Genomic DNA, 24,240 nt, shown 5'->3' with positions numbered 1-24,240 from the left:
ACGTGAAACCAATGACGCGATCGATCGAATCCGTGCACACGCGCTCACTGGAGACCGCCTTCGGCCCCGAGGTCTCGGCCTGGTGGATCAGTCTCGACGCCCACGCCGAGAGCATGGACCGGAGCGGACTGTCGGCCGACGAGATTCTCCGGTCGGAGCAAATGACCCGCACACTCGATGCCCGGCGTTTCCTCGCGTCCCGCCACGCCTTGAGATGCCTGCTCGCATCCTATCTCGACTGGAACCGTGACGACATACATTACCAGCAAGCGGATAGGGCCAAACCAACGCTCGTCAATTCAAACATCGATTTCAGCCTGAGCCGAAGTCAAGGGCACGCCCTGGTTGCCATCGCCGAGGACCAGTCCGTGGGTATCGACGTAGAAGTCCTGCGCCCGGTGCCGGAGCGGGATTCATTGGTGGAGTCCCTTTTCGGCGAGGCAGAAAAGCCAGCTGTAGAGAAGGCACCGGCAGCGCAGAAAGATGAGATATTCCTGCGTACGTGGGTGAGAAAAGAAGCCTGTCTGAAGTCAACCGGGCATGGGCTGAGGGTCCCGCTTGCCCATGTAACAGTCGGTACGAACGCTTGCAGCACAGGAATTCGCCTGCATGCCAACGAGAGTGCGTGGCAGATCGAGGTAGTCTCGCTCGCGCTCCCTGCACCCGTAGTTGCTGCACTGGCTATCGGGCGGAGAACAGCCTGACATACCTTTGCCTTGCTCTTCGTACGACAACCATACCGCCAGCAATCGCGCTACATCGCTGCCATGGCAGTCAGGACGGTTGCGGTGCCTTGCCCAAGCCCAAGCGCGTAACCGCAAACTTGTAGCAGAGGTGATAGCCGAGCAGCCACGGCGGCATGCGTATCCAGTGCGAACGGAGATAAAGCAGAAATCGCGCGAGCTCGGTGAGCAGACTGTGTTCATCCGGATGCTGAGGATACAGCGCGCGAGGAACGAGCCGATCCATGAGCGCCAGCACGAATCCGGGCGGGGCCCATGACCTGGACTCGAGCAACACCGCCTCTGGTATTCGCGTCCCTAACAGGCGATGCACATAGCGCAGTGCATAAAAAGCCGGCCGTTGCAGATCGAGTTCCCCTGCCCGTTGAATCAGGCGATTCCAGAATGCAGCATCCCGGGAAGAGAAAGACTCCAGCAAATCCGCGATATCGACGAGTTCCCTGATCTTGTCGGCGAGGTCATCGGCGACTATCAGGTGCGTCATGGCGTGGAGCACCATGTCCTCGTCAGCCAGCACCCGATATATCGAACCTGCCACCGCACGCGAACGCTGCATCAGTGCGCTCCCGTCCGGCTTCAGGCGGGCAGTCCTCGGGAGAATATTGTGATGGAGGTCAACCTCTATCTCCCGGGCCTCGTGCGTCAGCGGGGGGAGCTCGTGCGTCCATCTGCGGTAATAATTGTCGTCGTACGGAGTCAGCGGGGCGGTGCGCCATCCCCGCTCATTGAGTCTGGTCTCCAGCTCCTCTAGAGCGTTCGCGTTCGTCATCAGGTCCACGTCGGCGAAGACACGGCCCCGGGAATTGGGAAGATCCAGGAGCAGGTAGGCACAGCCCTTCATCGCTACCAAGGGCAGCTCGTCGTCATCTCCCACCGCCCAGGCAATCCGATCGAGCTCCCAGAGCGCCAGCCGCTTCCGGGCCTCGACCATGATCTGCGCACTATGGAGCTGATCGGCCACCACCAACGGTAGCTCATCGAGGCCTCCCGCCTCTTCAAGTGAGGCGGCCAGGCGACCCAGCAGACGGGCCCTGCGCGTCACGCGCAGGGCCAGATCCTGTTCGGCCGAGGACAGAGACGGGAAACGCACCGGCGCAGAAATAACCAGTCCGAGCAGCCTGCGTACCTCTGCCCGGGAGTCGTCCTCGCTAAGCTTCATCCTGATCCGCCATGCGCTCCAGCGCCTCTATGGCCTGGTCGAGGTCGGAATATATCAGCCTGTAGCTCCGGCAGCGGTCCACGAGCCCTTTCACGGTCGTGAAGCCCGCCTCCCCCAGCACTTCGTAATTGAACGCGTTCGTGGCAAGCAGCATGAAGCTGTCCGCCGGAGCGAGTTCCTCGAGCCGGCACTCGGATCCGGCCTGCCACCGGGGATAGACGATCCAGCGAGCCGAGGCGGTCTCCGCCGCCCGACGAGCACTGTCCGTCGGCGGTTGCAGGTGCGCGACGGTCCCCTTGCGGGTGCCGGCTATGGCCGGACCGAGTTCTGCATCCGCGGAAAAGTGCCTGATGACATCGATGGACTCGTTCTTGAGGGCCATCGGCCGCGGCAGCGGAATCATGTCGGATGTGCCTGGCCGAAGCATTCCGAATTCATCGGAGAACAGGCGCCATCCGCGCAGCGCGAGTGCCGCGCAGAGCGTCGTCTTGCCGGCTCCGGGCGCCGCGGGCAACAACAGAGCCCGATCGTCTCTGGCAACCACCGCCGAATGAAGCATGAGGTAGGAATGGAACCGCAGCGCGATGACAAGGTTGATGCCCCACTCCAGCACCGCAAGCCCGTGGGAAGCCGGCATGTCCTCGTGGGGCACTCGGCCATCCACGGTGAATCTGACCCTCTGTCCCCGCCATGGCAACAACGGACGACGTCGGTCAAGCCATGCATGAAAACTGAAGACGCTGCCCTCGGCAACGAGCGGATAATCGCTGTAGAGCTTATAGAGAGCGTCCGTGATGGCGTCGTGCCTGACCCGGATACGCGCGGTGAACGGCCCGATTGCCAAGCCCAGCCCTTGCTCGACTCGCCGCGTGAACTCCGCCGGCGCAAGGGATCCGACGGTTGGCGCGGGCGAACCCAGACCGCTCATGCGCGACGGACCAGCCCGAGCTCTTCCAGATGATTCAGCAGCGCTGCAAGCTGCTCACGGTCCCGCGACGAGACCACCCCGTCATTATCGTTCACCGGAGCGAAATCCCGAGCGATCGCCTCGATATCGGCGGATTCGCGCAGCACTTCGCACAAAAGCTCGTGGCTCGCGGAATTGAGAAAATGGGTCTTGCCGGACGGCCGATGGTAGGCCACATAGCTGTCGCCCCATGACGCCCAGATCAGATCGTCGGGGAATGGCACGTACCAGGACGGAGAATCATCCGACGACCGGGGGCGCATCGTCTCCCTGTATTGCGGCAATAGCAGACTGGCCGAATATCAGAGATCGACGTAATTGACTGCGCCCGCAAAAGAAGTCAGGGCTGTGCCCGACACCAGCATGCCCTTTGGCAGATTGACCTCTTGCCACCCGTTTTCATTGTAGTAATAGGTCCCGCCGGTCTCGCACATCTGACCCTCGGATATCGGGGCCGAACCATTGTTCTTATCCAACCGGTAATCCCGCTCGTTGATCATGTGCACTCGAGCGTGCGGCGGCTCACCAAGGTCATAGAGATCGGGTGACCCGGCCGGGTCCACCGACGTAGTGTCCAGGCAGGCTGTCCGCTTAAGCTCATCCATATGCGGAGTCACCGTGCCACTGATCAGATTACTCGATCTCGCAAGCGCAGCACCGCTGTGCAGCGTCAGCACCACCGGCATGGCCTTGACCGATCCCTTGAGAAGCGACCGGCGGCTTATTGATTTGGGACCCGAAACGGGATTACGGTCCGTCATCGCATCCGACTCTCTGTCACTGTTGCTCATCGATGTTTCCTTCGACCCGCGCCCGGCCGGCTAATCGACTCTGAAAAGTCATACACCTGACGTTGATGCTAGCGATTTACCGTGAATCAAGCAAGAAGCACGCCAATCGGAAAACCTGACTATCAATCAAGGAATTATGCGGACAAGGATTCTGTAAAGCGGATGCAACTGTATAAATTTTCGACACGTCATGCGCGCATTACATAACGCGAACGGCCTCCCCGGGCCGCCCGGATCCTGGCTGGCGCCATGAGGAAGATCTGGCTGGCGGTCCTGGCCGTGGTCGCCTTCGTTTCCATCTATCCACTGGACTTCCGTTGGACGGCACCCGGTGCGGAGGCCCTCCGGGCCTTTCTGGCGACGTGCTGTGTGATGACCAGTCGAGGCGACATTCTCGGGAATTTCGTGCTTTTCCTTCCGGTGGGTTTCGCCGGGATGCTGGCGCAGCCGCAGCATCGAGAAAGGCGATATCAGTTTTGCGCCGTGCTGACCGTCTCGATCATTTTCGCGCTGATCCTCCAGGTCGCCCAATTCTACCTGCCCTCGCGGGACCAGAGCCTCCAGGACGTCATCTGGAACACCGTCGGAACATTCGCCGGAGCGGCTCTTGCACCGCTGGCAGCCGCCATCTCGCGACATCCATCGGCGGCAGCCCGACAAGCAGCGCTCATCCCTACGGTACTCTTCGGCGCCTGGCTCGCCTACCGGCTTTTCCCCTTCGTGCCGTCCATCGATCTTCAGCTCTGGAAAGACAGCCTGAAGCCGCTCATAACCCTCGACCTCCGCTTTGCCAACGTGATGCGCGATCTGACGGCATGGGCGATCGCCGGCTATCTCCTCAGCCGTATTCACGAAGCCGCCCGTCTGGACCGGTTTCTGCTTGCAGCGGGTATCGGAGTATTGGGACTCGAGGTCACGATCGTCGCGAACTCCGTGAGCGCCTCCAACGTCCTCGGGCTTCTGCTCGGAGCGACGCTATGGCTTGCGTTCCTGCGACGCCAGCGCGCACCGGAGGCCTGGCTGCTGGCAGCGCTTACGCTGTCGATCCTGATTTCAGGGCTGACGCCTTTCCAGTTCCTTTTTATTCCGGCCGAGTTCGGCTGGGTGCCCTTTCAGGGTTTCCTCGGCGGGTCCATGTACGTCAACACTCAGTCGGCGCTGGAAAAGCTCTTCCTGTATGCCAGCTTCGCTTATCTGGCGCGACAGCTGCATCTTTCGTTCTTTCTCACCGCGCTCGCAGGCGTAATGGTTCTCGGCCTGGTCGAGGTCGCACAGACACGGATGGTCGGCCATACAGCGGAGATCACCGATCCCCTTCTCATGATCCTCGCGGCGCTTGGGATGCGAGCGCTGGAGCAGGCCCGCCCGAATGACTGACTAATCGGCCGTTACGTTCGATGGTGGCAGTGGCCTGACAATCTCGCTCATCTGCTTGAGCGCCGCATCCAGTTCCCAGCCAGGGTTAGGTCCATCACCGGCGTATGCACCCCGGTAGCGGTAGTTCCCCTTGGGACTGCGGTTGAAGTCGAGCGCGAAGTCCGTATCGCTCGAGAAGGCATTTAAATCGAGCGGTTCCGCTTCGACTGCGCCGGCTACGGGATAGAAATCCATCTCTCCGAGTCGGGTTGACGGATTCAGTACGTAATCGCCGGCCGCAGAAACTGCAGCATCGATGTTGCCGGCGGCATTGTCGACGGGCCCGGATATCGGCGTCGCAGCGAAGAGCAGGTTGCCGACGACGTCAGACCTCTCGCGAGCAGCATTGGCCAGCCGAATTCCCTCGTCCACGGCGTAGACCGTATTGTTGTAGACCGTCGCGTATCGCAGCGGCCCGTTGTGATCCACCAGGAATACCGCCGACCATGCGGGACCCACGAAAATGTTGTCGTGGATCGACACACGGCCCGACGCCTGGATCAGCCCCTCGCCATCCGGGTTCTGATAAAAGAAATTGCCGTAGATTTCGTAAAGATTGTCGGATCCATAACCCGTCTCGGGGAATCCTCCCACCAGCAGGTTCGGCCTCGGCCCGTCGACCTTGCTCTGCGGAACGCTCGCCTGTGGAACACGTTTCAGAAAGACGTTGTCGCGGATGATCGTGCGCCCGCCCGATGCCGGCATGCCGGCCAGGGCGCTGAATGCATTCTGATGCTTGATCTGCATGTTATAACCGATCGTGTCGACGAACAGGTTGTTCTCGATGACCCCGTTGACGAACGGTGCCGACCCGTCGGAATTGCCCAGATAGATCCCGGTTCCCGCGCCGATGATCCGGTTACGTCTTATCGTCCAGCTCCATGCGGTGCTCTTCGTCGAGATGCCCACTGTCTGCTGGTGCAGCCCTACTCCTTGAATCACGCAGTCCTGCACGAGAATGTCATGAGTCGGCTGGCCTTTGGCGTTGATGGCATCGATGCTGACCCCGAGAGCCTCGCTATTGGAGTCGATGGTAAGATTCTCGAGCTTGATGTAGGCGCTATCGCCCAATTGCACGGTATTGCAGCACGTCGAATCGGTGGTGATGACGGCTGGCTCGCCTGAATCCGGACCCGAAATGGTGATCCAGGCGTTCTCCTCGCCCTTGATTCCCGTAAGATTCAGGCGATCACGGTACGTACCGGACGGGAGATATAGCGTGTCGCCCGGGCTCAGACTGGAAAGCAAGTTACGGTAATAATTCGGACCGTCGGTCGCCTGTGGATCGGCAACGAAGGTCTCGGCATTCGTCTCGGGCGCCCAGAGAGACGCCACAAGCGCCAAACCGACCAGAGCAAAGATTCGACCAATCATCACATCTTCTCCCAGGATCCGTCGGGATCTGGCTCATCCTATGGCTGCACATGTAAACAGACGCCAAAGCGCTAGTCACCATGTCGGCTTTCGCCGACACCACTTGCGGAGCTTGGTCATCGCATGCGGTGCCAAGACTCTGACGTCGGCAGGCGCAATTAGGGAGAGTCGGCACGGCTTCAAGGGGGCCTTCAAAAAAAACGGGCCATGCAGGCCCGTTTTTCTCCGGAAGGCGTCCCCACGGGGATTCGAACCCCGGTTGCCGCCGTGAAAGGGTGTGCAACGGGCCATAAATGCATGATTTCCCGAGATTCTCACTAGCACGTAACCCTCTGTATCCAATAAAATAATCGGACAACCTGTCTATGGGTGTCCACGGGCGTCCACGACCATATTTTGGAACAATACGGAACAACCGGTTTCCGCCGTAGTACGGAGGTAACAGTGAGAATACCCAGAAATGGAGTTCTTGAGCGCAAAGCGGAGCGCCTTGAACTCCCGTCAAAAAAGCGCCACTGGGTACGATTGGCGCCTGGCATTTCCCTTGGATATTACCGCCCGAATCGACGCTCGGTAGCCGGCACGTGGTATCTCCGCAAGAGAAATGGCAATCGCAATGAGACGACCAAACTTGCCATTGCGGATGATTACCAAGACGCCAACTGTCAATCGATATTGTCGTATCGACAAGCGGTTGAGTTTGCATTCAGGCCGCCGGACACGATCGCCAGCCGAACAACACGGCCTGGTGGGGCGACCCTCAAGGAGGCAGCAAAGGAATATATGGCCGATTACAAGGCTCGGAGCGGCAAGGCTACGGCCGAACTCCAACGTGTCCTGGATAGAGATATTCTGCCATTCCTCGGTGACACGCATCTTTCCGATCTTGATCGTTCTAGTTTGACGCGGTGGCGAAACTCAATGGTCAAGAAACTCCCAAGAAAACGAAATGGTGAGCCCCGTCCGATCGATCTTGAAGATCCCGACATCAAGCGACGTCGTCGCGCAACAGCAGAACGAAAGTTCACACTGCTCAAGGCGGTGCTCAATTTTGCCCGTGCGGAGGGCATGGTCGATTCTGATAACGCATGGGGCTCGATAAGGCCTTTCCGAAATATTGACGCGCCTTCACGCGAATTCCTCACTCTCGATCAGTGCCGGTCGCTAGTAAACGGTGCCGACGAAGAATTTCGACCGTTGCTCGAGGCAACATTTCTAACGGGGTGCGCCTGGTCCGAGCTGATACGTCTGCGCGTCCGTGATTATTTCTCGGATACAAAGCACTTGCGGGTCTACAACTCCAAGCGACAATCGCGCCTTGTGCCTCTGACTCCCGACGGCGCCAATTTGTTTGCGAGAGCCGGTGGAGACAGGCACGGTGACTCGCCTATGTTCCTACGCGCAGGTGGTGAATCTTGGGCAAAAGGCATGCAACATCGCCGAATGGCTGAGGCGGTCGAGAGAGCCGGCCTCAATCGACATATAACGCTTACCGACGTTCGATCCGCCTATGGTTCCATCATGCTGAATGCAGGTGCTAGGCTCGAAACGGTTTCGCGCGCCATGGGCCATTCCTCGATACACGTCACAGCAAAGCACTATGCGCGCTTGCTGCAGTCCACGATCGATGCGGAAGTCCGGGCATCACTGCCCTCCCTCCGCGCGGACGAAGACGCCGTGGCGGCATCTGGCACAGGTGTACCACTTCCGGACGAACGACTACGCAACTAGTCGTGAGAAGGTCTGATGATGGTCCACCGCTTTCTAGATCGAAAATGTGGTAGTGTCAAAAATCTTTCGCACTTTTGATTTCGCGGTGGTGTCGGTCTGTGTTCATGCTACAGAGCTCGCGGGCTGATTATCCTGCAGCTCGAGCAGCTTCATGTTCATGTACTTCCGAGTACCCCAGCCTGTTGCCGAGACGAAACGCAACCTGGCTGCTACGAGCATCAGCGCTGAGTGGCCATCCGGGAAGGCACCGACTACCTTGGAAGTTCACAGGCTGGCTGGCTCGGCATTGGGGGGACCTGCATACGTTCAAGTTCCCACATCAGATGTGGCTTACTTCACGGGGTACGGACAATGGGCCACTAACTCGCCCCACCGTCAACAGGCTAGTATCGCGTGCTGGTGAGGGAGCGGAGATACCGATCCCGGTCACTCCGCATCAGCTACGACATGCGTGCGGACTCGCGCTCGCCAACCGTGGCGTTCCGATAAGAGCGCTTCAGCACTGGCTAGGACATTCTTCTATTCGGCATACCTTGCGGTACACCGCCCTACCGAGTGCAGCCGTCGACGGAATTTGGCGTTAGGGACGCAGCCAGAGTAACCACTACGGACCACAAAAAGAAATTCACGAGTCCAAGTCGAGCGTTAGGGCAGCTCCCAGATTTGGTATACGCGTTCTTCGCGTTTTACATCCATGCCTACTACGGATAAGACTTCTTGTCGCCGCCAATTGATTCCATGCCTCAGTCACGTTTCGCGCTCTTGAACCACGATTCTTTGCCTCGACGACTGTAAACTTAACGAACCCATTAGCGACCTCTAGCAGCACTCCGTCCCACTCGTCTACCTGTCTCCTAAATCTATCTCTAATCACATAAGTTTCGGTGCAAGCTATAAGGAACGGCGCCGACGATCTTACTCGCATCACCGATAATGCTCGCAATTCTTGTAGGCGGTCGTGGCCGAGTCCGCCCGGGTTATGAATCAAGTGGTGATCCAGTACGAGCTTAATGTCGTCGACTTCGATTCCATTTGGCAACTTTAGGTAGGCGGGAAATGCACCTAGCTGGCCTGCCCCCCGAGTGTATCGAGGAATATATCCAGTCAATGCGCCGCTGTATCCCTCGGGCAGGAGGAATCTGACGATCCCCTCAAAGATACTTCTCATTAGCGATGGATTACGCAACCATCGCGCAAGCAACCGCTCGGCATAGTCAGTGGGTCGCCATGCAACCTGCGTATCGGGTCGTCTAATACGCGTTTTGCGGGTCACTTCTGCCGACAATGCCCTAGCAAGCCACTTGTACGTCTGTCTGCAGACATCCCCGACATCAGACACTGTCGCAGTGGGTGAGTACAGAACATCGATATGAGTGTTCTCTGTCGCATGGTTGTGGCTCACGGCGACGAATGTCGTCTTCGAATTCGTCAATTGGCCCTCGAGATCAGTGACTTGTTTGTGTTCGTTTCGGTGACCCAGGAGAGAGCGATGAACCGGCATAAAGCTAATTCGATAGAGCGGTGCGAGAGCGCCTTGTTTCGGCTTCCCGAAGCCGTTGTTCCTAGCGTTCTGCAACAGCTGTGAAAGGGCCTTGTCGTTCCTTATTTTCCCTCCGAATTTTGAAAGTTTCTCCAGTGACCGAATTTCGTACGCTCGTTGGAGGGCCACTGCCGATGGATGTAGATAGAGTTCGTCAGCGAGAAATCCAGACGTTCTTCGCATCAAATCGATAAATTCCGACCCTTCTCCAGGAGTCTTTACGAGGCTGCTCAGGTCCATTATCGCGCTACCTATTTGGTAACGGATAGGGTGATGTGAGTAGTAGGCGTCTAGTGTGACCATGCTGAGTAATCGGACCTGCTGGAACACAGTGCGGAGTCGAAAGATCTTGTGTCGATCCACTGGCGCAGTGGGAAACAGCTGATCGACAGGCAGAAGGAGATTCCGAAGCATATGGATCAGTCGACCCTTGAGGCGACTTCTTGATGGCAGCCGATTGCAGATGCGCCTCAAGATCAGCACGTATCGGAATCGGTCGTACCGAAATTCCCGAATTGTCTCGTGGCACCAATGATTAAGATCAGCCGGGATGTTTCGTGGTACGAGGAGCCGCGCCAGTCCGTGGTCGGCCTGCACGTGCATCAACAGCGAGCGTTCAACCCCATATGTATATTGCATGTGGCCCGCGTTGCTGAGGATGGACCAGCATTTGAGCAGTTCTTCTCCTGAGGATATGCGCGTCTTAATCCCAGCGAGGCGAACTGAACTGCTGATCGCAAGGTTAGCAGTCTCGATATTGAATTTCGGCAGTAGTCCGATTACCGCGCATTGAAGAAGCATATACTCAAGTCGTGTGTGGTTCAGCCCGGTAAAGGCGAACGATGCAACCCCAAGGTGAGGAATTCCGTTTAGGCGGTCCAGTTCGTGGCTCTTCAGAGCGCCTAGCAACTCCGCAGATTCTTTGTGGAATTGAATCGCACAACTGCCGAGTGTAGGCAGAGTCGCATTAATCTGCTGCATCGGGCCGCCTATCGCGTAGAATCCAGCTGAAATTTAGCACGATCCGACAAGGTTTCCCCCTCATTGGAAATCCTTATAGCGCCATGTGGGCTGTCGTGGTCCCATCTACTGGATGCGTTGAAACGGCCAATGGGGACTATTGCTTCTTGAATTAACACGGTTATCACGGTGATCCGAGACGGGCTGGTCTATTCAGGAGGCAGAGGACGCCCAAATGTCCGAAATCGATACTAGTTTGCCGGTCGGCTGTTCCGATTGTAGTGCGCCTTTAGGAAAAACCTCGCAAAACGCGGAAGCTGGGAACGCGTTGGCTACGGCGACGAGTTTACCGACGAGCTACATCAGTGTTGCGAGTGTGCAGCATGGACGTTTATTTCTTTCGTAGACCGATTCGCGAATTCGGACGAAATCAACTTGCATGGGCCTCTATCTGAGAATGAGGTAGCTGCGCAGAGGCAGCGGATAATTGAACTGAACAAAAAGATGTAGAGTAGCGCAAAGAACTCGCCACTATCGTGAGCGGAGTTTCGACCAATTAATTGGACAGATGGCTTACCTTGTTACCTTAGGCTCAGTGGGTGTCAAAATCATTGTACGGCGTTTCGAGAACCACGGAGGCGTAGATTTCGAGTAGGGACTGACGTATTGGGTCTGCCTCCTCGACGTACCGGAGGTCCATGTTACGAACGCGAGCCTTCGCTTCCGTAAACGCTCGGCTGAAGTCTTTGTCCTCTACAAGAGCTTCTCTTCGTCCATCTCCTGCATAGTCAGCGGCAAGACGACCAGTAGCTTCCCTTGCAAGCCTGAATGCGAAGACGGCCTGATTGTGACGTGAACCCGGGCGGGAGTGCTGTCCCATTCTCTGTCTAAGCATCCTAGTCCGCCCGATATACAGATGATTGTCGCCCTCGCTGAATAGGTAGATGCCAGAGGTAGGCGCAGTTCTCGGCAGAGTCGCTGCGGTAACGGATTCCATCTCAACTAGCCGTTCAAATGAAGGATGCAGTTGATCGACGAATACGCGGAATCGCTGGTGCATATAGGCTTTCTGATGATTTCCGTTTAGACGAATTGTGCCCCACTGTGGGAGATTTGTGTCGGACGGTTTTCGATCATCGGTCATTGAAGACTATCACTTGCCAATGAACGCCCCTACTTATCACTCTAGTCGAAACACAAACTTACATTAGTGAAATGCTGTCGGGAGGCAGGGGCCGGAGGTTCAAATCCTCTCACCCCGACCAATAAAAACAATAAGTTACCAAATATCACTCTCCTCCTCCCAGCCCCGTAAGTGCACTGTAAGTGCAGTTTTTCTTTTCGCAGCCACCAAAAATCAGCTCCCACGAGTTTCGCTCTCGCGCTCGAAATGTCGACAAGGCGCGCAGAGTTTTCTTGTCGTCGTCTGTCTTTCAGATCCTTAGCCTCTCAGGATCTAGATGCGTGGATCGCCGGTCATGCCCAAAGCCCGTCGTCTCTATTCCGTCCAAGAGGCTTATGAGCTTCTCAACATCAGTCGCGCCAAGTTCTATTCGTTGGTCAGTTCCCAGCAAATCGAAACGGTTAAAGTCGGAAGTCGTCGCCTTGTGCCCTGCGAAGCGATCGATGAATTCATTGTTCGCCTAAGGCAGAACAGATCTTACGGCTGGACTCGAAAGCAAGACGGGAAATGAGCCTCCGCGAGAGCAACGTACCCGCTTGCCTCGCTTGGCGGCGGGATAGGAAAGCGCTACGGCACTTTGCATGCCGTCAATCTACTTGCAGCTTCTTTAGGCACCCCCGTTCCCTTGCTCGCTCGTCAGGGGCTTCCTCGCACCTCTCGAACCGCTCGCTGGAAAAAGTGCCGCATCGCCTTATCGCGCGCTTCCGGGTCACTCAAAACGATGTTCCGCATTTCGTTGTCCCGCTGGAACATCCGAATCGCGCCCTTGAAGAACGCGTCACAGAACGCCGCATAGACCACGTCCGGAGGGTTATTGCGGATCATATCGGTCATATCCTCATCCAGGATCTCCCGATTGACCTGCTCAAACCGAATCATGTCCTCTTCAGTGAAAGTCGTGCCGTGACGCTCGTTAAACGCCTTCACGATCTCGGACAGCTCTTTTTGCTCATCCTCGGTGTACGGCTTGGCGCCGAACTCGCTGATCGCCTTGATCGCAGCGCGATCGCCAGGAGATAAGGACGCACTCCCCTTCTCCTTCTGCTCCACCTTGAATGCCTGCAACTGGAGCATATCGTCCGTAATCTCAATCTCCGGAGGCACTTCCCGATTCGGCAGCAGGCGTGTCAGCCAGGCGCAATACGAATACACCTTCTCTAAATCGGTGTCCTCGAGACGCATGACCTGGGCGAGGAACGTATAGAACCGCATGTAGCTCTTGACTAGCTGCCGGAACTCTTCCTGCCGGCCTTCGTCCTCATCCAACTGGAACCGGGCAACCGCCTCCCGAACAAGCCCCTCAAGACGAGCACGATCGCCGCCATCAAGCACCCCTTTGTAATAAATCTTGGCGAAACGCTCGATTTCCTCTTTATCGAGGTATCCGAACGTAAAGAGCCGTTGCTCGAGCTCATAGACCTGATTCGGGTCTGTGCGCTCTTCCAGGCTCGTGACCTCAAAATACGGCCTGAAGGCATTCTGGATGTCCTCAATCGTGTTGCGAAAGTCCAGAATGAACGTTTTCTTATCCGCTCCGGAGACCGTGCGGTTCAATCGGGACAGTGTTTGCACGGCCTGGAGGCCGGCCAGCTTGCGGTCGATGTACATGGCGCACAGCTTCGGCTGGTCAAAGCCGGTCTGGTACTTCTCCGCAACAATCAGAATCTGGTATTGCTCTGGATACGGTGTCCCATCCTTCTTGAACCCGTCAAACCGGCTCGGCAGCTCGGTCTCGGAGAATTCATTGAGATCCGCTTCGGTGTATTTCTCACCCTCATAGGTCAACTCACCGGAGAAGGCCACCAGGGCACGCAGATCCGTGTAGCCCTGCTGCCGGATATAGTCCCGAACCCCGAAGTAGTACCGAAGGGCATGCTCGCGGCTGCTGGCCACGATCATGGCCTTGGCCTGACCGCCCAGCTCCTTTTGCACATGCCGGCGGAAGTGCTCGACAATAATTTCTACCTTCTGGCCGATCGCCGTGGGGTGCAACGAGGCATAGCGCGCCACTTTGCGCTGCCCTCGCCGGCCACTTAGCTCCGGGTCGTCCTCAATCGATTTCTCGAGCTTGTAGTACGCCTTGTAGGTCATGTAATTCTGGAGCACATCCAGAATAAAGCGCTCCTCTATGGCCTGGCGCATCGAGTACAGGTGGAAGGGGTGCGGCAGCCCATCCGCCCCCAAGACACCAAACCGCTCCAATGTCACGTTCCGGGGCGTTGCCGTAAACGCGAAGAAGCTTATATTTGGCTGCGGCCCCCTACTCTTCTGGTACTCGGCGATGAGATCCTCGATGTCGTCGCTCGAGGTACCCTCGCGGGTCAGGGCTTCCGTCATCGCCTGGGCGGACTTGCCGGACTGGCTACTGTGAGCCTCATCCACAATCACCGCAAAATTCCGATCGCCCTGCCCTGATATTGCCTTCAGGTGCTCGGTTGAAAACTTCTGGATGGTCGTCACGATAATCCGTGCGCCCTTGGCGATCGCTTCTTTGAGCTGCCGGGAGGTGCCGTCAATCCTTTTGACGACGCCCTGGGTTTGCTCGAACTGGGACACCGTGTTCTGGAGCTGCCGATCCAAGACAATCCGGTCAGTCACAATAATCGCGGTATCGAAGATCGGCTCATCCGCCTCGGTATGAAGATTGATGGCCTGGTGAGCGAGCCAGCCGATGGTGTTGGATTTCCCCGAGCCGGCCGAGTGCTGAATCAGGTAGTTCTGCCCTGCCCCGCTCGCTTTAGCGTGTGCCAACAGCTTTCGCACCGCGTCAAGCTGCTGGAATCGCGGGAAGATCATCTTCTCGGCTTTACCATCCTTCTCCAGGTGCATGAAGCGACCGATCACGTCCAGCAACACCGCTCGGGAGAGAATCGCTTCCCCCCACGCACCCGACTTATAGAGATACGCCACACGGAATTCACCCTCAATGTCCGGGTTGCCAGCACCGCCATCCCGGCCACGGTTGAAGGGTAAAAACCGTGTTTTCCCGTTCGCAAGCCGGGTTGTCATCGAGATGTTGTCACCATCCAGTGCGAAATGCACCAATGCGCCCCGCTTGAACGTCAGCAGCGGCTCACCCGCTGGTGACCGATCCTGACGGTACTGCTTCTCGGCATGGCGGAATGTGGTGCCGGTCAGAGGGTTCTTCACTTCCATGGTGGCCACCGGCAGGCCATTCAGGAACAGCACCACGTCAATCCGGTTGTCATTCTTCGTGCTGTAGGCCACCTCCTTCATCACGCTAAGAATTTTGGCCTCGTATTCGGCCACGCGCTTCGGCTCCAACGAGCTCGCCGGCCGGAAATAGCACAGGGAGAATTTGATGTTCGGGACAATCTTGATGCCCTGGCGCAAGACGGTCAGGGTGCCGCGGCTTTTGAGTGCCTTGGCCAGCTGGGTGAACAGGGTATCCTCGGCCGATCCCGTGTAGTGCGAGACCAGCTTCTCCCACTCCTCCGGCTGCGTTTCCTGGATAAACCGGAGCACGAGCTCCTTATCCATCGCCAGAATCGGGTCATAGTCCGCCTTGGCGTCCCGCAGGACATACCCCTCCCCGGCCACGAGCTGGCTCATCAGGTGATCCTGGAGAACCACCTCCTTGTGGATATTGTGCTGGGAGGAGACCGTCATGCGCTCATGGACTCCTCTATTTGATCCAGGCGGCGGTCGGTAGTGCCCTTCTTGCCCCAGGTCTTGACGTCAATTTGTCCGGTGACGGCAGCGGTGATAAGGGCGGCGCGGAATTCACGGAGTCGGTCTACCGAATTGAGCATCCTTTCGCGCAACCTATCGATTTCCGCGATCCTGTCATCGAGAAACTCTGCCAATGTCCTTTGAGTACTGATCGGTGGGAAGGGAATCGCGATATTCCCCACAGTTTCCGTATTAAGGTTCAGCTGGGTTCCCAACTTACCAAGCCCAGAAAAGCACTCATGGCTCTCGAATATCCAATAAAGGAACTTTTGGCTATCTTTCGGTAAGAACGGAAAATAGACGAAGCCGTCGTGAATACATGCCTTAATCCCTGTAATGCACGGTTTCCCCACTGATCCGGCAATCGAGAGGAAGAGTTCGCCAATACCCAATTTCACGCTCTTCGCAGCGCCCCGCTCCGACAGGCGCTGCGCTGTCTCGAGCAGTAGCCCCTTGGATGCAGTTACATCACTAATGCGAACCCATGCATACTCCCCTCTCTCATCAAAGTAGGCAGGATCATCGATAGGTCGAGGACTAGCTCCTCGCATCACAGGCGAGATTGTCTTGATCCGCCTCACCGACCAATCCGATGGTAGCGCATCAAACGAGAGTTGCCCGTGTTTCGCGATTCCTTTGGGTGGACTATGCCCGGCGGCGGCTGGATCGACCCTTCCCGTCACTGCCGCTGTAATCATTGAGGAGCGCTTTTCATCCACGACCTCCACCAACCTTTCTTTCTTCTGAATCAGCTGATCAATACGGGCGGTTTCGCGGTCGAGGAAGTCGGCTATGGCACGTTGGATTTTTTTATCGGTGATCTTAGGACGAAAGTCCAATATGGCATTCTCGCTAACACGCCGAAGGCCGCCTGCACCGGTCATACTTCTCATGCCTTCTGCTCGGAAGTCTTCGGAGCAAAGTAAATAGCGAAGAAATCTGGTTTCGATCTTGGATCGATCCGCTCTTATAACGTGCACTTCTGATGTGGCAAAGCCCACGCCGTTGGTGAGGTTCCGCGCAATGGCTTTCTTACCGCTTTCAAAACACGGTGTAACTTTGGCTAAGAGAATATCGCCCTCCGCAAAATAGTTGTAACTGCCGCTGGCGAGCTCAGCCAGTGGTTTTACTCGAGAAACATCAAGCCCTCCTAAACCATCAAAGAGCGCTTCCATAGGAGCAAACGTAACTTCGTCGGCATCGCCCAAGCCTATGCTCTCCGCTCGGCGTGGACCGATCTGGACCATATGACGAAGCCTCATCACGCCGCGATCTCCTTAAGAAGGCCAGCGATCTCCGCTTCGAGTTCTTTTAACTCTGCGTCGATTTCCTCAATCGGTCGAGGCGGCACATACTTGTAGAAATAGCGATTGAAGTTGATCTCATAGCCAACACGGCCGACTCCGCTATCACGAGCATCTTTGTGACTCTCCTCGACCCATGCATCGGGTACGAACGGCTTTACCTCACGCTCCATGTATTCCCGCCAGTCCTCTTTCAGCGGCACGAGTTCATGGTCTCGTAGATCTGTATCTGGCTCCGGGTTGCCGTCCTTATCCGTGCAGGTGACCGCATCCTCATCACGCTCGGACAAGGCGGCCAGGATCGCTTTCTTGACTGGGGCCCCAATCTTCGCGCCATTGTCCTTCAACGCTTTATTGAGCGCCTTCTGGAAAGTCTTCCGATCGGTGTAGAGAGCGTCGCCAATTGCCCCGAGGGCGGCCTTAATGGACTCTTGCTCTTCCGGATCCAGTTTCTTGAACGCCCTCTCCTCTTCCAGTCGAGCCAGCCGCTCCTCGCTGACCTGGAAGTTCAGCTTCAGGGGACGTTCGACACGGATCTCACGATATCCGAAGTCGCTAGTGTCAAATACTTTGGAAACCTCCGACTCCTCGCTATCGCCATTCAGGAAATCGGCATAGATACGCACAATCTCGTGTCGTGCGTCTTCCGGTATCTCTCGTCGTTTGGAGCCGAGCGACTTCCTCATCCCCGACCAGAATCGCTCCCCGCTCGCATCGATCAGCTGCACCTTGCCGCGCCGCGCTTCGGGCTTGCGGTTGGTCAGTAACCACACATAGGTCTGGATACCCGTGTTGTAGAACAAGTCCGTTGGCAGGGCGACGATGGCCTCCACCCAGTCGTTCTCCAACATCCAGCGCCGGATCTCACTCTCGCCGGAGCCAGCACCCCCGGTAAACAGCGGCGAGCCGTTCATAACGATGCCGATACGGGAGCCAGCCTCATCGTCCCGCATCTTGGAAATCATGTGCTGCAGGAAGAGGAGCTGGCCGTCGGATACTCGCGGTGTGCCGGCACCGAAGCGGCCGTCAAAACCCATCGTTTCGGCTTCTTCTTTGATCGGATCCTTGTACTTTTTCCAATCCACACCGTAAGGCGGATTGGACAGCATATAGTGGAATTTCTTGTCGGCGTGGGCGTCCTGAGTCAGCGTGTTCCCAAAGGCGATGTGCTCGGGATTGTGACCGGTCACAAGCATGTCGGATTTACAGATCGCGAACGACTCCGGGTTCAACTCCTGGCCAAAGAGCTCCACACGAATCGACGGATTGAACTCCCGCAGGGCTTCCTCCGTCAGGGCGAGCATGCCGCCGGTTCCGCATGCCGGATCGTAGACCTGGCGGATAATGCCGCGCCCCGTCAGCTTGGCGTCATCATTGGCGATCAGGAGCTCGACAATAAGGCGAACGACCTCCCTGGGCGTAAAGTGCTCACCCGCCGTTTCGTTTGAAATCTCCGAAAACCGGCGAATCAGTTCCTCAAACAGATACCCCATCTCCGTATTGGAGATTGTGTCGGGGTGGAGATCGATCTCCGTGAACCGCTCAAAGACATTCCAGAGCGTCCCGGCATCATTAAGCCGCTTCAGCTGGTCGGTGAAGAGAAATTTGTCGAGGAATATGTCAGTGACATTGCTGGAAAAATTCGTAATGTAGTCCACGAGATTCTGATGGAGCTGGCCGGGATCCTGCCCTTTCAGCTTCTCAAACGTGAAACCCGACAGGTTGTAGACGCGGATTTTTTCGCCGGCGGCCTCGAACAGGATCATGTCACGGGTTGCCTCATCCACATCGGCCGGCAGACTTTTAGCGGCGTCGAGCACCGCCTGCTTGGTGGGCTCGAGAATACAGTCCAGGCGACGGAGCACGACAAACGGGAGGACGACCTTTCCGTATTCAGACTGCTTGAAGTCGCCCCGGAGGATTTCCGCGATCGACCAGACGAACGAACTCAAATTCTGATTATCGGTACTGGCCTTCGCCATCGTCCCCTCCCCGTGATGTGTTGTTTGTGACCCTTTAACGGTCATCACAACCGTTGCGTGCGCCAAATCAAAAGAAGAATTCTGGCTTCCCAAGCGTGTCCATTCGGTCACGAGTGAACAAAATTAGTAATTCTGGTCACGTTTGCCAAGGCCAATAACAGTCTGACCTACTCTCTTGAAGTCACCTTCTCTGACATCCTGCTCTCGGGTGAACAGAACTCCCGAGATCGGTTCATCGGGTCTGATCTAGATTCTTCGGGACTATTCTGCCTATGGGAACTCTTCGCTTGCTCATCTTTTCCAACCGGTAGACGAAATTACCGGCCTGCGCTATTGTAGCGTCGTAGGCTACGGAGGATTTCAGTGAACCGCATAGACGCTCGAGCAGGCGCCGGCCCCACTACCATTTTTTTGGCCGCCGCAGCTCAGGCGTTACACTTCATACTTTCAGTTGCGAGCGACGGTGAGCGATTAAACCAGCAGAATGACGGCTCCACGGACATCGGGGGTGTCCTTAATTACCGTACTGGGCGATTGGACGATGGGACCGACCCTTACGGTTGGTACGGCAAGGATTAGCGGCGCGTACTCACGCCTCTGCCAAACAGTGCCTTAGCGGCACCACTAGCGCTCTGCCCTGAATCCCGTCCAGGACGTTGAAGAGGGGTTGCAGCTGCATCCACAGACCGTCCGATCTTAACGCCCGCCCACGCCATCATTCCGCTCCAAAGCAGCGGTAATCCTACATACAGGCTAGTGGTGATCATGTTCAGGAGCATGCGCTTGGCGTCATGCTCGCCGGGATTGGCGAAGATCTGCAGGAACACACTCACGTCCGGGTACATGGCGCCGATCAGGTTCTGATCCACCCACTGCGCCAAATACCAGAGAACGCTCCAGAACTTGATCGTGAATATCGCCATCGCTCCGATGACCATCATTGAGAGCGAATACCGCGAAAGGACGACTACCATCGGCAGCAGCGAATAGATCCCAAGGAGCATCAGCGCTTGAGCCATCGGAAGCGCCTGCAGGACTGCGGTCATCGTTACCGCGAATAGCGCTGACGCGGTAATGGTTCCCCCAGCTGCTAATCCACCCTTAATGGCGTTCTCAAGGGTCGCTCGCCAGCCCGTCGTGGCGGTATTTCCGGCTACGAGCTCATTGCTCGACCAGATTGGCGGAGCATTGTTCAGGATCGTCTTTGCTACTGCGTCCCGCTGATTCTCTCCCGCCAATGCAGGCGCAATTGCCAGCACGAGGCCTGACAGTCCCCCGGACGTAAAGTCCGCTTCTGCAATGAGCTTCTGCCGCAGCCCCTGATCCGGATCGCCCCACCACTGCTGACAGGTCGGTCGGCCCCAGAGCGGTGCTTCATCTACATCGTATTCAGTGTCTCTCGCTGGGTCGTACGGCCAGTCGGTTATCGTGTTGGTCGGACGCAGGCTATCGTAGTAACCGGGGACCTCACGATAGATATGAGAGCCGAGCCAATCGGGGTCGTCGCTTCCATAGGTTTCCAGGAGCCCCTCCACCTGAGGGTTTCCCGGCCTCTCAGACTGATACTTTGAGCGCGCCGGCACATAGCAGTGGCTGAAAAAATCACTGACCTCCTGCCGCAGACGCGGATCGGCGATGGTGGCAAGGCGCGCCTGCTGCTCGTAGGTCCGGAGATCGCCCGCTGTCGGCAGGCCTGCAACGACCGCATGATTGAAGCCAGAACTGAGCGCAATGACGCCGTACCACCAGATCGGGATATTGACCGTGGCTGGCGAGCCGGCGAATCCGTCCGTCCCGTATGTGCTTTGCGGATCCGCCACAGTAGCCGTTTCGGGGTCCGGATCCGCCAATGTGGGTTGCGGTTCATAGCTCAGCATTCCGGCGTCGAGCGGAGTCAGCGCGGCCGGTTGGCCGGCGAGGACGACAACAAGGAGCGCCAGGAACAGCTCGATCTCCATACGGCGGAGGGAAAGTCCCGTGACCGTCCCGAACTCCCCGCCCTGGGCCGGTTCTCGCCAGTTGTCGATCAGGATCCCGAGAAACGGCAGATAGACAATCCCGGTGGCGACGAGTACGTCCCAGAGGACGCCGTAGAACGCCCAGCCGAAGAGCGTCGTGAACAGCTCCAGATGGCTGTCGACGCTCATGCGATATCCGTCGTGGCCTCGATGAGCTTCGCCAGGAGGTCCTGTCCGATGATGAGTTCGATGGCGACAAGCCAACCCACGACACGCCACCGAAGTGCCTGCCACTCTGCACTTTGATCCTGGTTCCAGCGCTCGGATCGGCCGGTCCAGGCTGACCAGTACGGCCGGGTAATGGCCAGAACTCCGATCAGCGTCAGACGTATCGCGACCAGGTAGGGCTTGGTAGCGTCGACCTGCTGCGCGACTGCGCTTAGCGAGCTGACATTGACCGTCTGCCAGAGTGCGCCACCGACGAGCAGCACGCCGGCAATGGCTGTGAGCAGCAGAAAGAAGAACCAGCGTCGGCGCATACTCCCCTACTCCACCCGACCGTTCTGAAGCGGCCGCGGATCGATGGGGCCGGTTTCCGGGATCTGGAGCGAGGCCTGGCGGCGGGCTGCGGCACGGCGGAGGAGGACGGTTATGCTGTCGGAGACCACTTCCCGGCGGACGCGGGTTTCAAAAAGCAGGTTGTCGATTTCCCGGTCGAGTTCTGCGATGGCTGTATCGGCGTGTTCGCGGGCCACATCGGTGGCATAGACCTCCGGTACCTGGCGTCCGGAGAGCAAGAGACGGCGGGCGTAGAGCGCCTTTTCGACGGTTCTTGCGGTGCTGATTTCGGAGACCAGACGGCCGATGATGAGGCCCTGCTCGGTCGCCGGCATCTCGCGGATGGCCTCGATGACCTGCCGGGTGACGGCAACACCGGGGGCAGTGATGGTTGCGAGATTATCGAGGGTCGGTGGCGCATCGCCTGCGACCAGGGCCTGGAGTTCGGCTGTGACGGTCTGGGATTCGGCGTAGAGCTTGGGGAGAAGCCCCGTGCCGGGGATGGTGTCCTTCCGGCAGGTATCGCAGGTGGTGACAATGTTCTCGCCGACCACATCCACGACCCAGTCTCTGGCGTCGTCTGGAGTCTGCCAGACCTCAGAGAGCCTCGTTTGGTCGGCGGCCGGGACCGGACCTTCGGCGGTGATCGGACGGTTGAGCTGGATGTTGTAGCCTGCCTCCACCACATCGCCCGTGAATCGGAGTACCGGCTGGTCGACGCCACCGGCCGGACCGCCGATCCAGGGCACGCCGTTGCTCCCGTTGGCCGCTTCCACGGACTCCTTGGCGCTCACCGCATCATTGCCGCCGATGCCCATCTGGACTTTCCAGTCATTGCCCTTGGAGAGGGTGACGAGATCCGCGTAGGGGTTCTTGCCCTTGGCGATCTCGGCCTCCATCTGCTCACAGGACTTGGTGGCGAGCTTCATGGTCTCCTCGGCCTTCAAGAGCGCGTTCTGGAAGAGATCGTAGAGGCCGGGGTTGGCACGCTGGAGGATCAGGGCGGGGAGTGCGGCGATGGCGGAGGTTGCGGCCTGGGTCATGGCGTCCATCATGTCGTCGGCGCCGGTTTTGATGTTGTTCAGGCTGTTCGTGACAGCCAGCACCGGATCGAACTTGCCGCAGCTGTAGCCGAGACCGAGCTGCGCCGAGCCGCCCAGCGTCACGGCAACCACAGAAGGGTTTGCGGGCGATGAGACGGGTTCAGCACCGCCGATCTCGTAGTACCAGAGACTGTCCTCGGTGGGTCCTTTAGCCCCCCATGCGGACGGTATCCCGGACCCCAAGGCAACCAGGGTGGCGGCGCACGCTACGCGGAAGATCTCAAAAAAACTCATGGGAACTCGATCCAGTTGATGTCGCCCAGGAACCACTGGCCGCGTTCGCTGCAACACTGGTAGGGACGCCACAGGTTCCAGACGTAGTCGCCGGCGGGATCTACGCGGCCGCCGGCCCAACCGGCCGGTGAGGCTAGATCGTTCAGGCCGAAGACGGCACAGCTGCCCTCGGCGACGGGGGCGAGCATCTGCCAGGTACCGGTATCGGCGTCGCCCTCTAGAAGCGCATCTGACGCCCAGACACGCTGGCCGCCGGCGGGTCCGGCCAGGGGGATATAGAGGTGGGGCTGGGCGGTCCGAGTGACAATGTCGCCGGCCCGCTGGGCATTGAGGGCGGCGGCCTTCGGCTCCTCGGCCTGGGTGGTCCAACCGGTGCGGGGATAGAGATTGCCCCAGGTCTGCAGCGGCCAGTTGCCCACTTCCCGAATTCCAGGTATCCAACTCGCGGGATATAGGGACTCCGGTAGCTCCTGGCGCCAGGCGAGCGCATCGAGCCCCGACTGGAAATAGGGGCGGAACGGTCGCGCCTGGCTGCGGCAGACGAGACCGACCCCAGCCAGGATCCCGGAAAAATCGCTCAGCGGATGGCCGATCGCATCCGTCTCCCGGAAGACGAGATTGCGGTGGTCTTTCCGGGTCGCTGTGACCTCGGTCCGGTTGCCGGCGCTGTCGATCGGCACCGGTAGCAAGTGGCCGAGGAGCCGCTGCGCGGCCAGCTGCTGGATGCGGCCCAGCGTCAATCTCATCTCGGTCCAGGGGTTGCCGCCGAGCTCGTTGTAGACGCTCACCACGAGATCCGGGTTGTAGTGGCCGACTTTGAGTGAGCTTCGAACGTCGCAGCCGGCGAGCGAGCAGCGCAGCCAGAAGCAGACGCCGACAGGTGTCCATTTGGCACAGGTAAGCGCCGCCTCCGTTGTCTGGGCGACGATTTCGGGCGTTGTAATGGCCGCCGCTCTGACCGGTGACGGGGACCAGGAGCCAAGGATGGCGACGAGGGCGATGATGGCGCGCACGGGATTTCGTGTCATCGGTCGGTCTCCACTCGCCACGTGCGGTAGCGATCGAGGGCGACCCCCGGATCGCGGAGGCCATACAGGATCACTTGCTCCTCGATGACCATGGCTGGATAGCGGTCGATACCGAGTTCCAGGGCCCGCGAAAGACCGCGTGCGGCCTCCTCCGCCCGCCCAAAATCGTCTGCCTGGAGCCGGCGAATGCGCTGGGCGGCTTCTGCCGTTGCGGTTTCGGGATCGGCCGGCAGCTCAGCTGACAGCTGCGTTTCCAGCGCGCGGAGGCCGTCGAACCGGTAGACGGTTAGTGTGACCTCAGGCGGCGGATCGGGAATCCAGGTGTCGGATGTAGCGAAGATCTCCATGCGGATCGAGGACGCGGCCTCTGCCGGAAAGCTCGTTGCCAGCGGTCCGAACAGCATCCACAGCAGCAGTTGGTGCCAGAGGATCATCACGAGCTGTCTCCAGGCACGTTTTGCCCGGGCGAACGCCACGTGGCGTGTCCCTGGTTCAGGGGGTGCTGGCCGGCGCAGT

The 24,240-nt window shown here is 58.1% G+C and carries 19 protein-coding genes and 1 pseudogene; 5 read left to right on the top strand and 15 right to left on the bottom strand.

Annotated elements, in window-relative coordinates:
* Nucleotides 1-11: 11 nt before the first annotated feature.
* A complete protein-coding gene (locus tag ACJMK0_RS17905) occupies nt 12-704 on the top strand; it encodes a 4'-phosphopantetheinyl transferase family protein (protein ID WP_405240734.1) in 693 nt (230 codons plus the stop codon).
* Nucleotides 705-774: 70 nt separating this feature from the next.
* Here the strand turns inward: ACJMK0_RS17905 and ACJMK0_RS17900 are convergent, their stop codons facing one another.
* Genes ACJMK0_RS17900 through ACJMK0_RS17885 form a run of 4 tightly spaced genes read right to left on the bottom strand, consistent with a single transcriptional unit; the run spans nt 775 to nt 3,660 of the window.
* Nucleotides 775-1,902 (bottom strand): nucleotidyltransferase domain-containing protein, encoded by a 1,128-nt coding sequence (locus tag ACJMK0_RS17900; protein ID WP_405240425.1) that lies wholly within the window; start codon nt 1,900-1,902, stop codon nt 775-777.
* Nucleotides 1,892-2,830, bottom strand: coding sequence for an HprK-related kinase A (locus ACJMK0_RS17895; protein WP_405240423.1), 939 nt, complete (start codon nt 2,828-2,830; stop codon nt 1,892-1,894). The genes ACJMK0_RS17900 and ACJMK0_RS17895 overlap by 11 nt, the downstream gene beginning before the upstream one ends.
* The gene (locus tag ACJMK0_RS17890; RefSeq protein ID WP_405240421.1) at nt 2,827-3,132 is read right to left on the bottom strand and encodes an HPr-rel-A system PqqD family peptide chaperone; all 306 of its coding nucleotides are present in this window, start codon (nt 3,130-3,132) and stop codon (nt 2,827-2,829) included. Before ACJMK0_RS17890 ends, ACJMK0_RS17895 begins: the two co-directional genes overlap by 4 nt.
* A 39-nt stretch (nt 3,133-3,171) precedes the next feature.
* Nucleotides 3,172-3,660, bottom strand: a complete 489-nt coding sequence (locus ACJMK0_RS17885; RefSeq protein WP_405240420.1) for a hypothetical protein — start codon at nt 3,658-3,660, stop codon at nt 3,172-3,174.
* A gap of 249 nt (nt 3,661-3,909) precedes the next feature.
* Between ACJMK0_RS17885 and ACJMK0_RS17880 the strand changes: the two genes are divergently transcribed.
* A complete protein-coding gene (locus ACJMK0_RS17880; protein ID WP_405240418.1) occupies nt 3,910-5,037 on the top strand; it encodes a VanZ family protein in 1,128 nt (375 codons plus the stop codon).
* On the opposite strand, the gene ACJMK0_RS17875 is transcribed toward ACJMK0_RS17880, so the two are convergent.
* The gene (locus ACJMK0_RS17875; RefSeq protein WP_405240417.1) at nt 5,038-6,450 is read right to left on the bottom strand and encodes a right-handed parallel beta-helix repeat-containing protein; all 1,413 of its coding nucleotides are present in this window, start codon (nt 6,448-6,450) and stop codon (nt 5,038-5,040) included.
* Nucleotides 6,451-6,894: 444 nt separating this feature from the next.
* Here ACJMK0_RS17875 and ACJMK0_RS17870 point away from each other — a divergent pair, with 444 nt between their 5' ends.
* On the top strand, nt 6,895-8,181 hold the full coding sequence (locus tag ACJMK0_RS17870; protein ID WP_405240415.1) for a tyrosine-type recombinase/integrase: 1,287 nt from the start codon (nt 6,895-6,897) through the stop codon (nt 8,179-8,181).
* A gap of 102 nt (nt 8,182-8,283) precedes the next feature.
* Here the strand turns inward: ACJMK0_RS17870 and ACJMK0_RS19240 are convergent.
* Nucleotides 8,284-8,442, bottom strand: a pseudogene (locus tag ACJMK0_RS19240) (IS256 family transposase); the annotation flags it as partial.
* 62 nt (nt 8,443-8,504) lie between these two features.
* Here ACJMK0_RS19240 and ACJMK0_RS19235 point away from each other — a divergent pair.
* Nucleotides 8,505-8,765 (top strand): tyrosine-type recombinase/integrase, encoded by a 261-nt coding sequence (locus tag ACJMK0_RS19235; RefSeq protein ID WP_452233288.1) that lies wholly within the window; start codon nt 8,505-8,507, stop codon nt 8,763-8,765.
* A 2,508-nt stretch (nt 8,766-11,273) separates the two neighbouring features.
* On the opposite strand, the gene ACJMK0_RS17860 is transcribed toward ACJMK0_RS19235, so the two are convergent.
* Nucleotides 11,274-11,678 (bottom strand): GIY-YIG nuclease family protein, encoded by a 405-nt coding sequence (locus ACJMK0_RS17860; protein ID WP_405240414.1) that lies wholly within the window; start codon nt 11,676-11,678, stop codon nt 11,274-11,276.
* Nucleotides 11,679-12,141: 463 nt separating this feature from the next.
* Between ACJMK0_RS17860 and ACJMK0_RS17855 the strand changes: the two genes are divergently transcribed.
* Nucleotides 12,142-12,375 carry a helix-turn-helix domain-containing protein gene (locus ACJMK0_RS17855; protein ID WP_405240412.1) on the top strand — a complete coding sequence of 78 codons (234 nt, stop codon included), beginning with the start codon at nt 12,142-12,144 and terminating at the stop codon, nt 12,373-12,375.
* A gap of 125 nt (nt 12,376-12,500) precedes the next feature.
* On the opposite strand, the gene ACJMK0_RS17850 is transcribed toward ACJMK0_RS17855, so the two are convergent.
* The 8 genes from ACJMK0_RS17850 to ACJMK0_RS17815 all read right to left on the bottom strand — a co-directional run bounded on the left by ACJMK0_RS17850 (nt 12,501) and on the right by ACJMK0_RS17815 (nt 24,158).
* The gene (locus ACJMK0_RS17850; protein ID WP_405240410.1) at nt 12,501-15,437 is read right to left on the bottom strand and encodes a type I restriction endonuclease subunit R; all 2,937 of its coding nucleotides are present in this window, start codon (nt 15,435-15,437) and stop codon (nt 12,501-12,503) included.
* Nucleotides 15,438-15,490: 53 nt separating this feature from the next.
* Nucleotides 15,491-16,765 (bottom strand): restriction endonuclease subunit S, encoded by a 1,275-nt coding sequence (locus tag ACJMK0_RS17845; protein WP_405240408.1) that lies wholly within the window; start codon nt 16,763-16,765, stop codon nt 15,491-15,493.
* Nucleotides 16,766-16,818: 53 nt separating this feature from the next.
* Nucleotides 16,819-18,843, bottom strand: coding sequence for a type I restriction-modification system subunit M (locus ACJMK0_RS17840; protein ID WP_405240406.1), 2,025 nt, complete (start codon nt 18,841-18,843; stop codon nt 16,819-16,821).
* Between the two features lie 575 nt (nt 18,844-19,418).
* Nucleotides 19,419-20,990: a conjugal transfer protein TraG N-terminal domain-containing protein gene (locus ACJMK0_RS17835; RefSeq protein WP_405240404.1), complete on the bottom strand. Its 1,572-nt coding sequence runs from the start codon at nt 20,988-20,990 to the stop codon at nt 19,419-19,421.
* Complete coding sequence (locus ACJMK0_RS17830) at nt 20,987-21,340, bottom strand: hypothetical protein (protein ID WP_405240402.1); 354 nt, start codon at nt 21,338-21,340, stop codon at nt 20,987-20,989. The genes ACJMK0_RS17835 and ACJMK0_RS17830 overlap by 4 nt, the downstream gene beginning before the upstream one ends.
* A gap of 6 nt (nt 21,341-21,346) precedes the next feature.
* A complete protein-coding gene (locus ACJMK0_RS17825) occupies nt 21,347-22,696 on the bottom strand; it encodes an integrating conjugative element protein (RefSeq protein WP_405240400.1) in 1,350 nt (449 codons plus the stop codon).
* Nucleotides 22,693-23,709, bottom strand: coding sequence for a TIGR03756 family integrating conjugative element protein (locus ACJMK0_RS17820; protein WP_405240398.1), 1,017 nt, complete (start codon nt 23,707-23,709; stop codon nt 22,693-22,695). The genes ACJMK0_RS17825 and ACJMK0_RS17820 overlap by 4 nt, the downstream gene beginning before the upstream one ends.
* 11 nt (nt 23,710-23,720) lie before the next feature.
* Complete coding sequence (locus ACJMK0_RS17815) at nt 23,721-24,158, bottom strand: DUF1525 domain-containing protein (RefSeq protein ID WP_405240731.1); 438 nt, start codon at nt 24,156-24,158, stop codon at nt 23,721-23,723.
* Nucleotides 24,159-24,240: the final 82 nt, after the last annotated feature.

It is taken from the genome of Lentisalinibacter orientalis (assembly GCF_040706535.1).
Classification (GTDB): Bacteria; Pseudomonadota; Gammaproteobacteria; order Steroidobacterales; family Woeseiaceae; genus Lentisalinibacter; species Lentisalinibacter orientalis.
Note: the sequence above shows the minus strand (reverse complement) of the source record. Positions and strands in the feature narration are given on the sequence as shown.

Bases quoted from the DNA above. Each gene is read 5' to 3' on its own strand.
- ACJMK0_RS17905 (WP_405240734.1), top strand. From the start codon at position 12: ATGACGCGATCGATCGAATCCGTGCACACGCGCTCACTGGAGACCGCC.
- ACJMK0_RS17900 (WP_405240425.1), bottom strand. From the start codon at position 1,902: ATGAAGCTTAGCGAGGACGACTCCCGGGCAGAGGTACGCAGGCTGCTC.
- ACJMK0_RS17895 (WP_405240423.1), bottom strand. From the start codon at position 2,830: ATGAGCGGTCTGGGTTCGCCCGCGCCAACCGTCGGATCCCTTGCGCCG.
- ACJMK0_RS17890 (WP_405240421.1), bottom strand. From the start codon at position 3,132: ATGCGCCCCCGGTCGTCGGATGATTCTCCGTCCTGGTACGTGCCATTC.
- ACJMK0_RS17885 (WP_405240420.1), bottom strand. From the start codon at position 3,660: ATGAGCAACAGTGACAGAGAGTCGGATGCGATGACGGACCGTAATCCC.
- ACJMK0_RS17880 (WP_405240418.1), top strand. From the start codon at position 3,910: ATGAGGAAGATCTGGCTGGCGGTCCTGGCCGTGGTCGCCTTCGTTTCC.
- ACJMK0_RS17875 (WP_405240417.1), bottom strand. From the start codon at position 6,450: ATGATTGGTCGAATCTTTGCTCTGGTCGGTTTGGCGCTTGTGGCGTCT.
- ACJMK0_RS19235 (WP_452233288.1), top strand. From the start codon at position 8,505: ATGTGGCTTACTTCACGGGGTACGGACAATGGGCCACTAACTCGCCCC.
- ACJMK0_RS17860 (WP_405240414.1), bottom strand. From the start codon at position 11,678: ATGGAATCCGTTACCGCAGCGACTCTGCCGAGAACTGCGCCTACCTCT.
- ACJMK0_RS17855 (WP_405240412.1), top strand. From the start codon at position 12,142: ATGCGTGGATCGCCGGTCATGCCCAAAGCCCGTCGTCTCTATTCCGTC.
- ACJMK0_RS17850 (WP_405240410.1), bottom strand. From the start codon at position 15,437: ATGAGCCAGCTCGTGGCCGGGGAGGGGTATGTCCTGCGGGACGCCAAG.
- ACJMK0_RS17840 (WP_405240406.1), bottom strand. From the start codon at position 18,843: ATGGCGAAGGCCAGTACCGATAATCAGAATTTGAGTTCGTTCGTCTGG.
- ACJMK0_RS17835 (WP_405240404.1), bottom strand. From the start codon at position 20,990: ATGAGCGTCGACAGCCATCTGGAGCTGTTCACGACGCTCTTCGGCTGG.
- ACJMK0_RS17830 (WP_405240402.1), bottom strand. From the start codon at position 21,340: ATGCGCCGACGCTGGTTCTTCTTTCTGCTGCTCACAGCCATTGCCGGC.
- ACJMK0_RS17825 (WP_405240400.1), bottom strand. From the start codon at position 22,696: ATGAGTTTTTTTGAGATCTTCCGCGTAGCGTGCGCCGCCACCCTGGTT.
- ACJMK0_RS17815 (WP_405240731.1), bottom strand. From the start codon at position 24,158: ATGATCCTCTGGCACCAACTGCTGCTGTGGATGCTGTTCGGACCGCTG.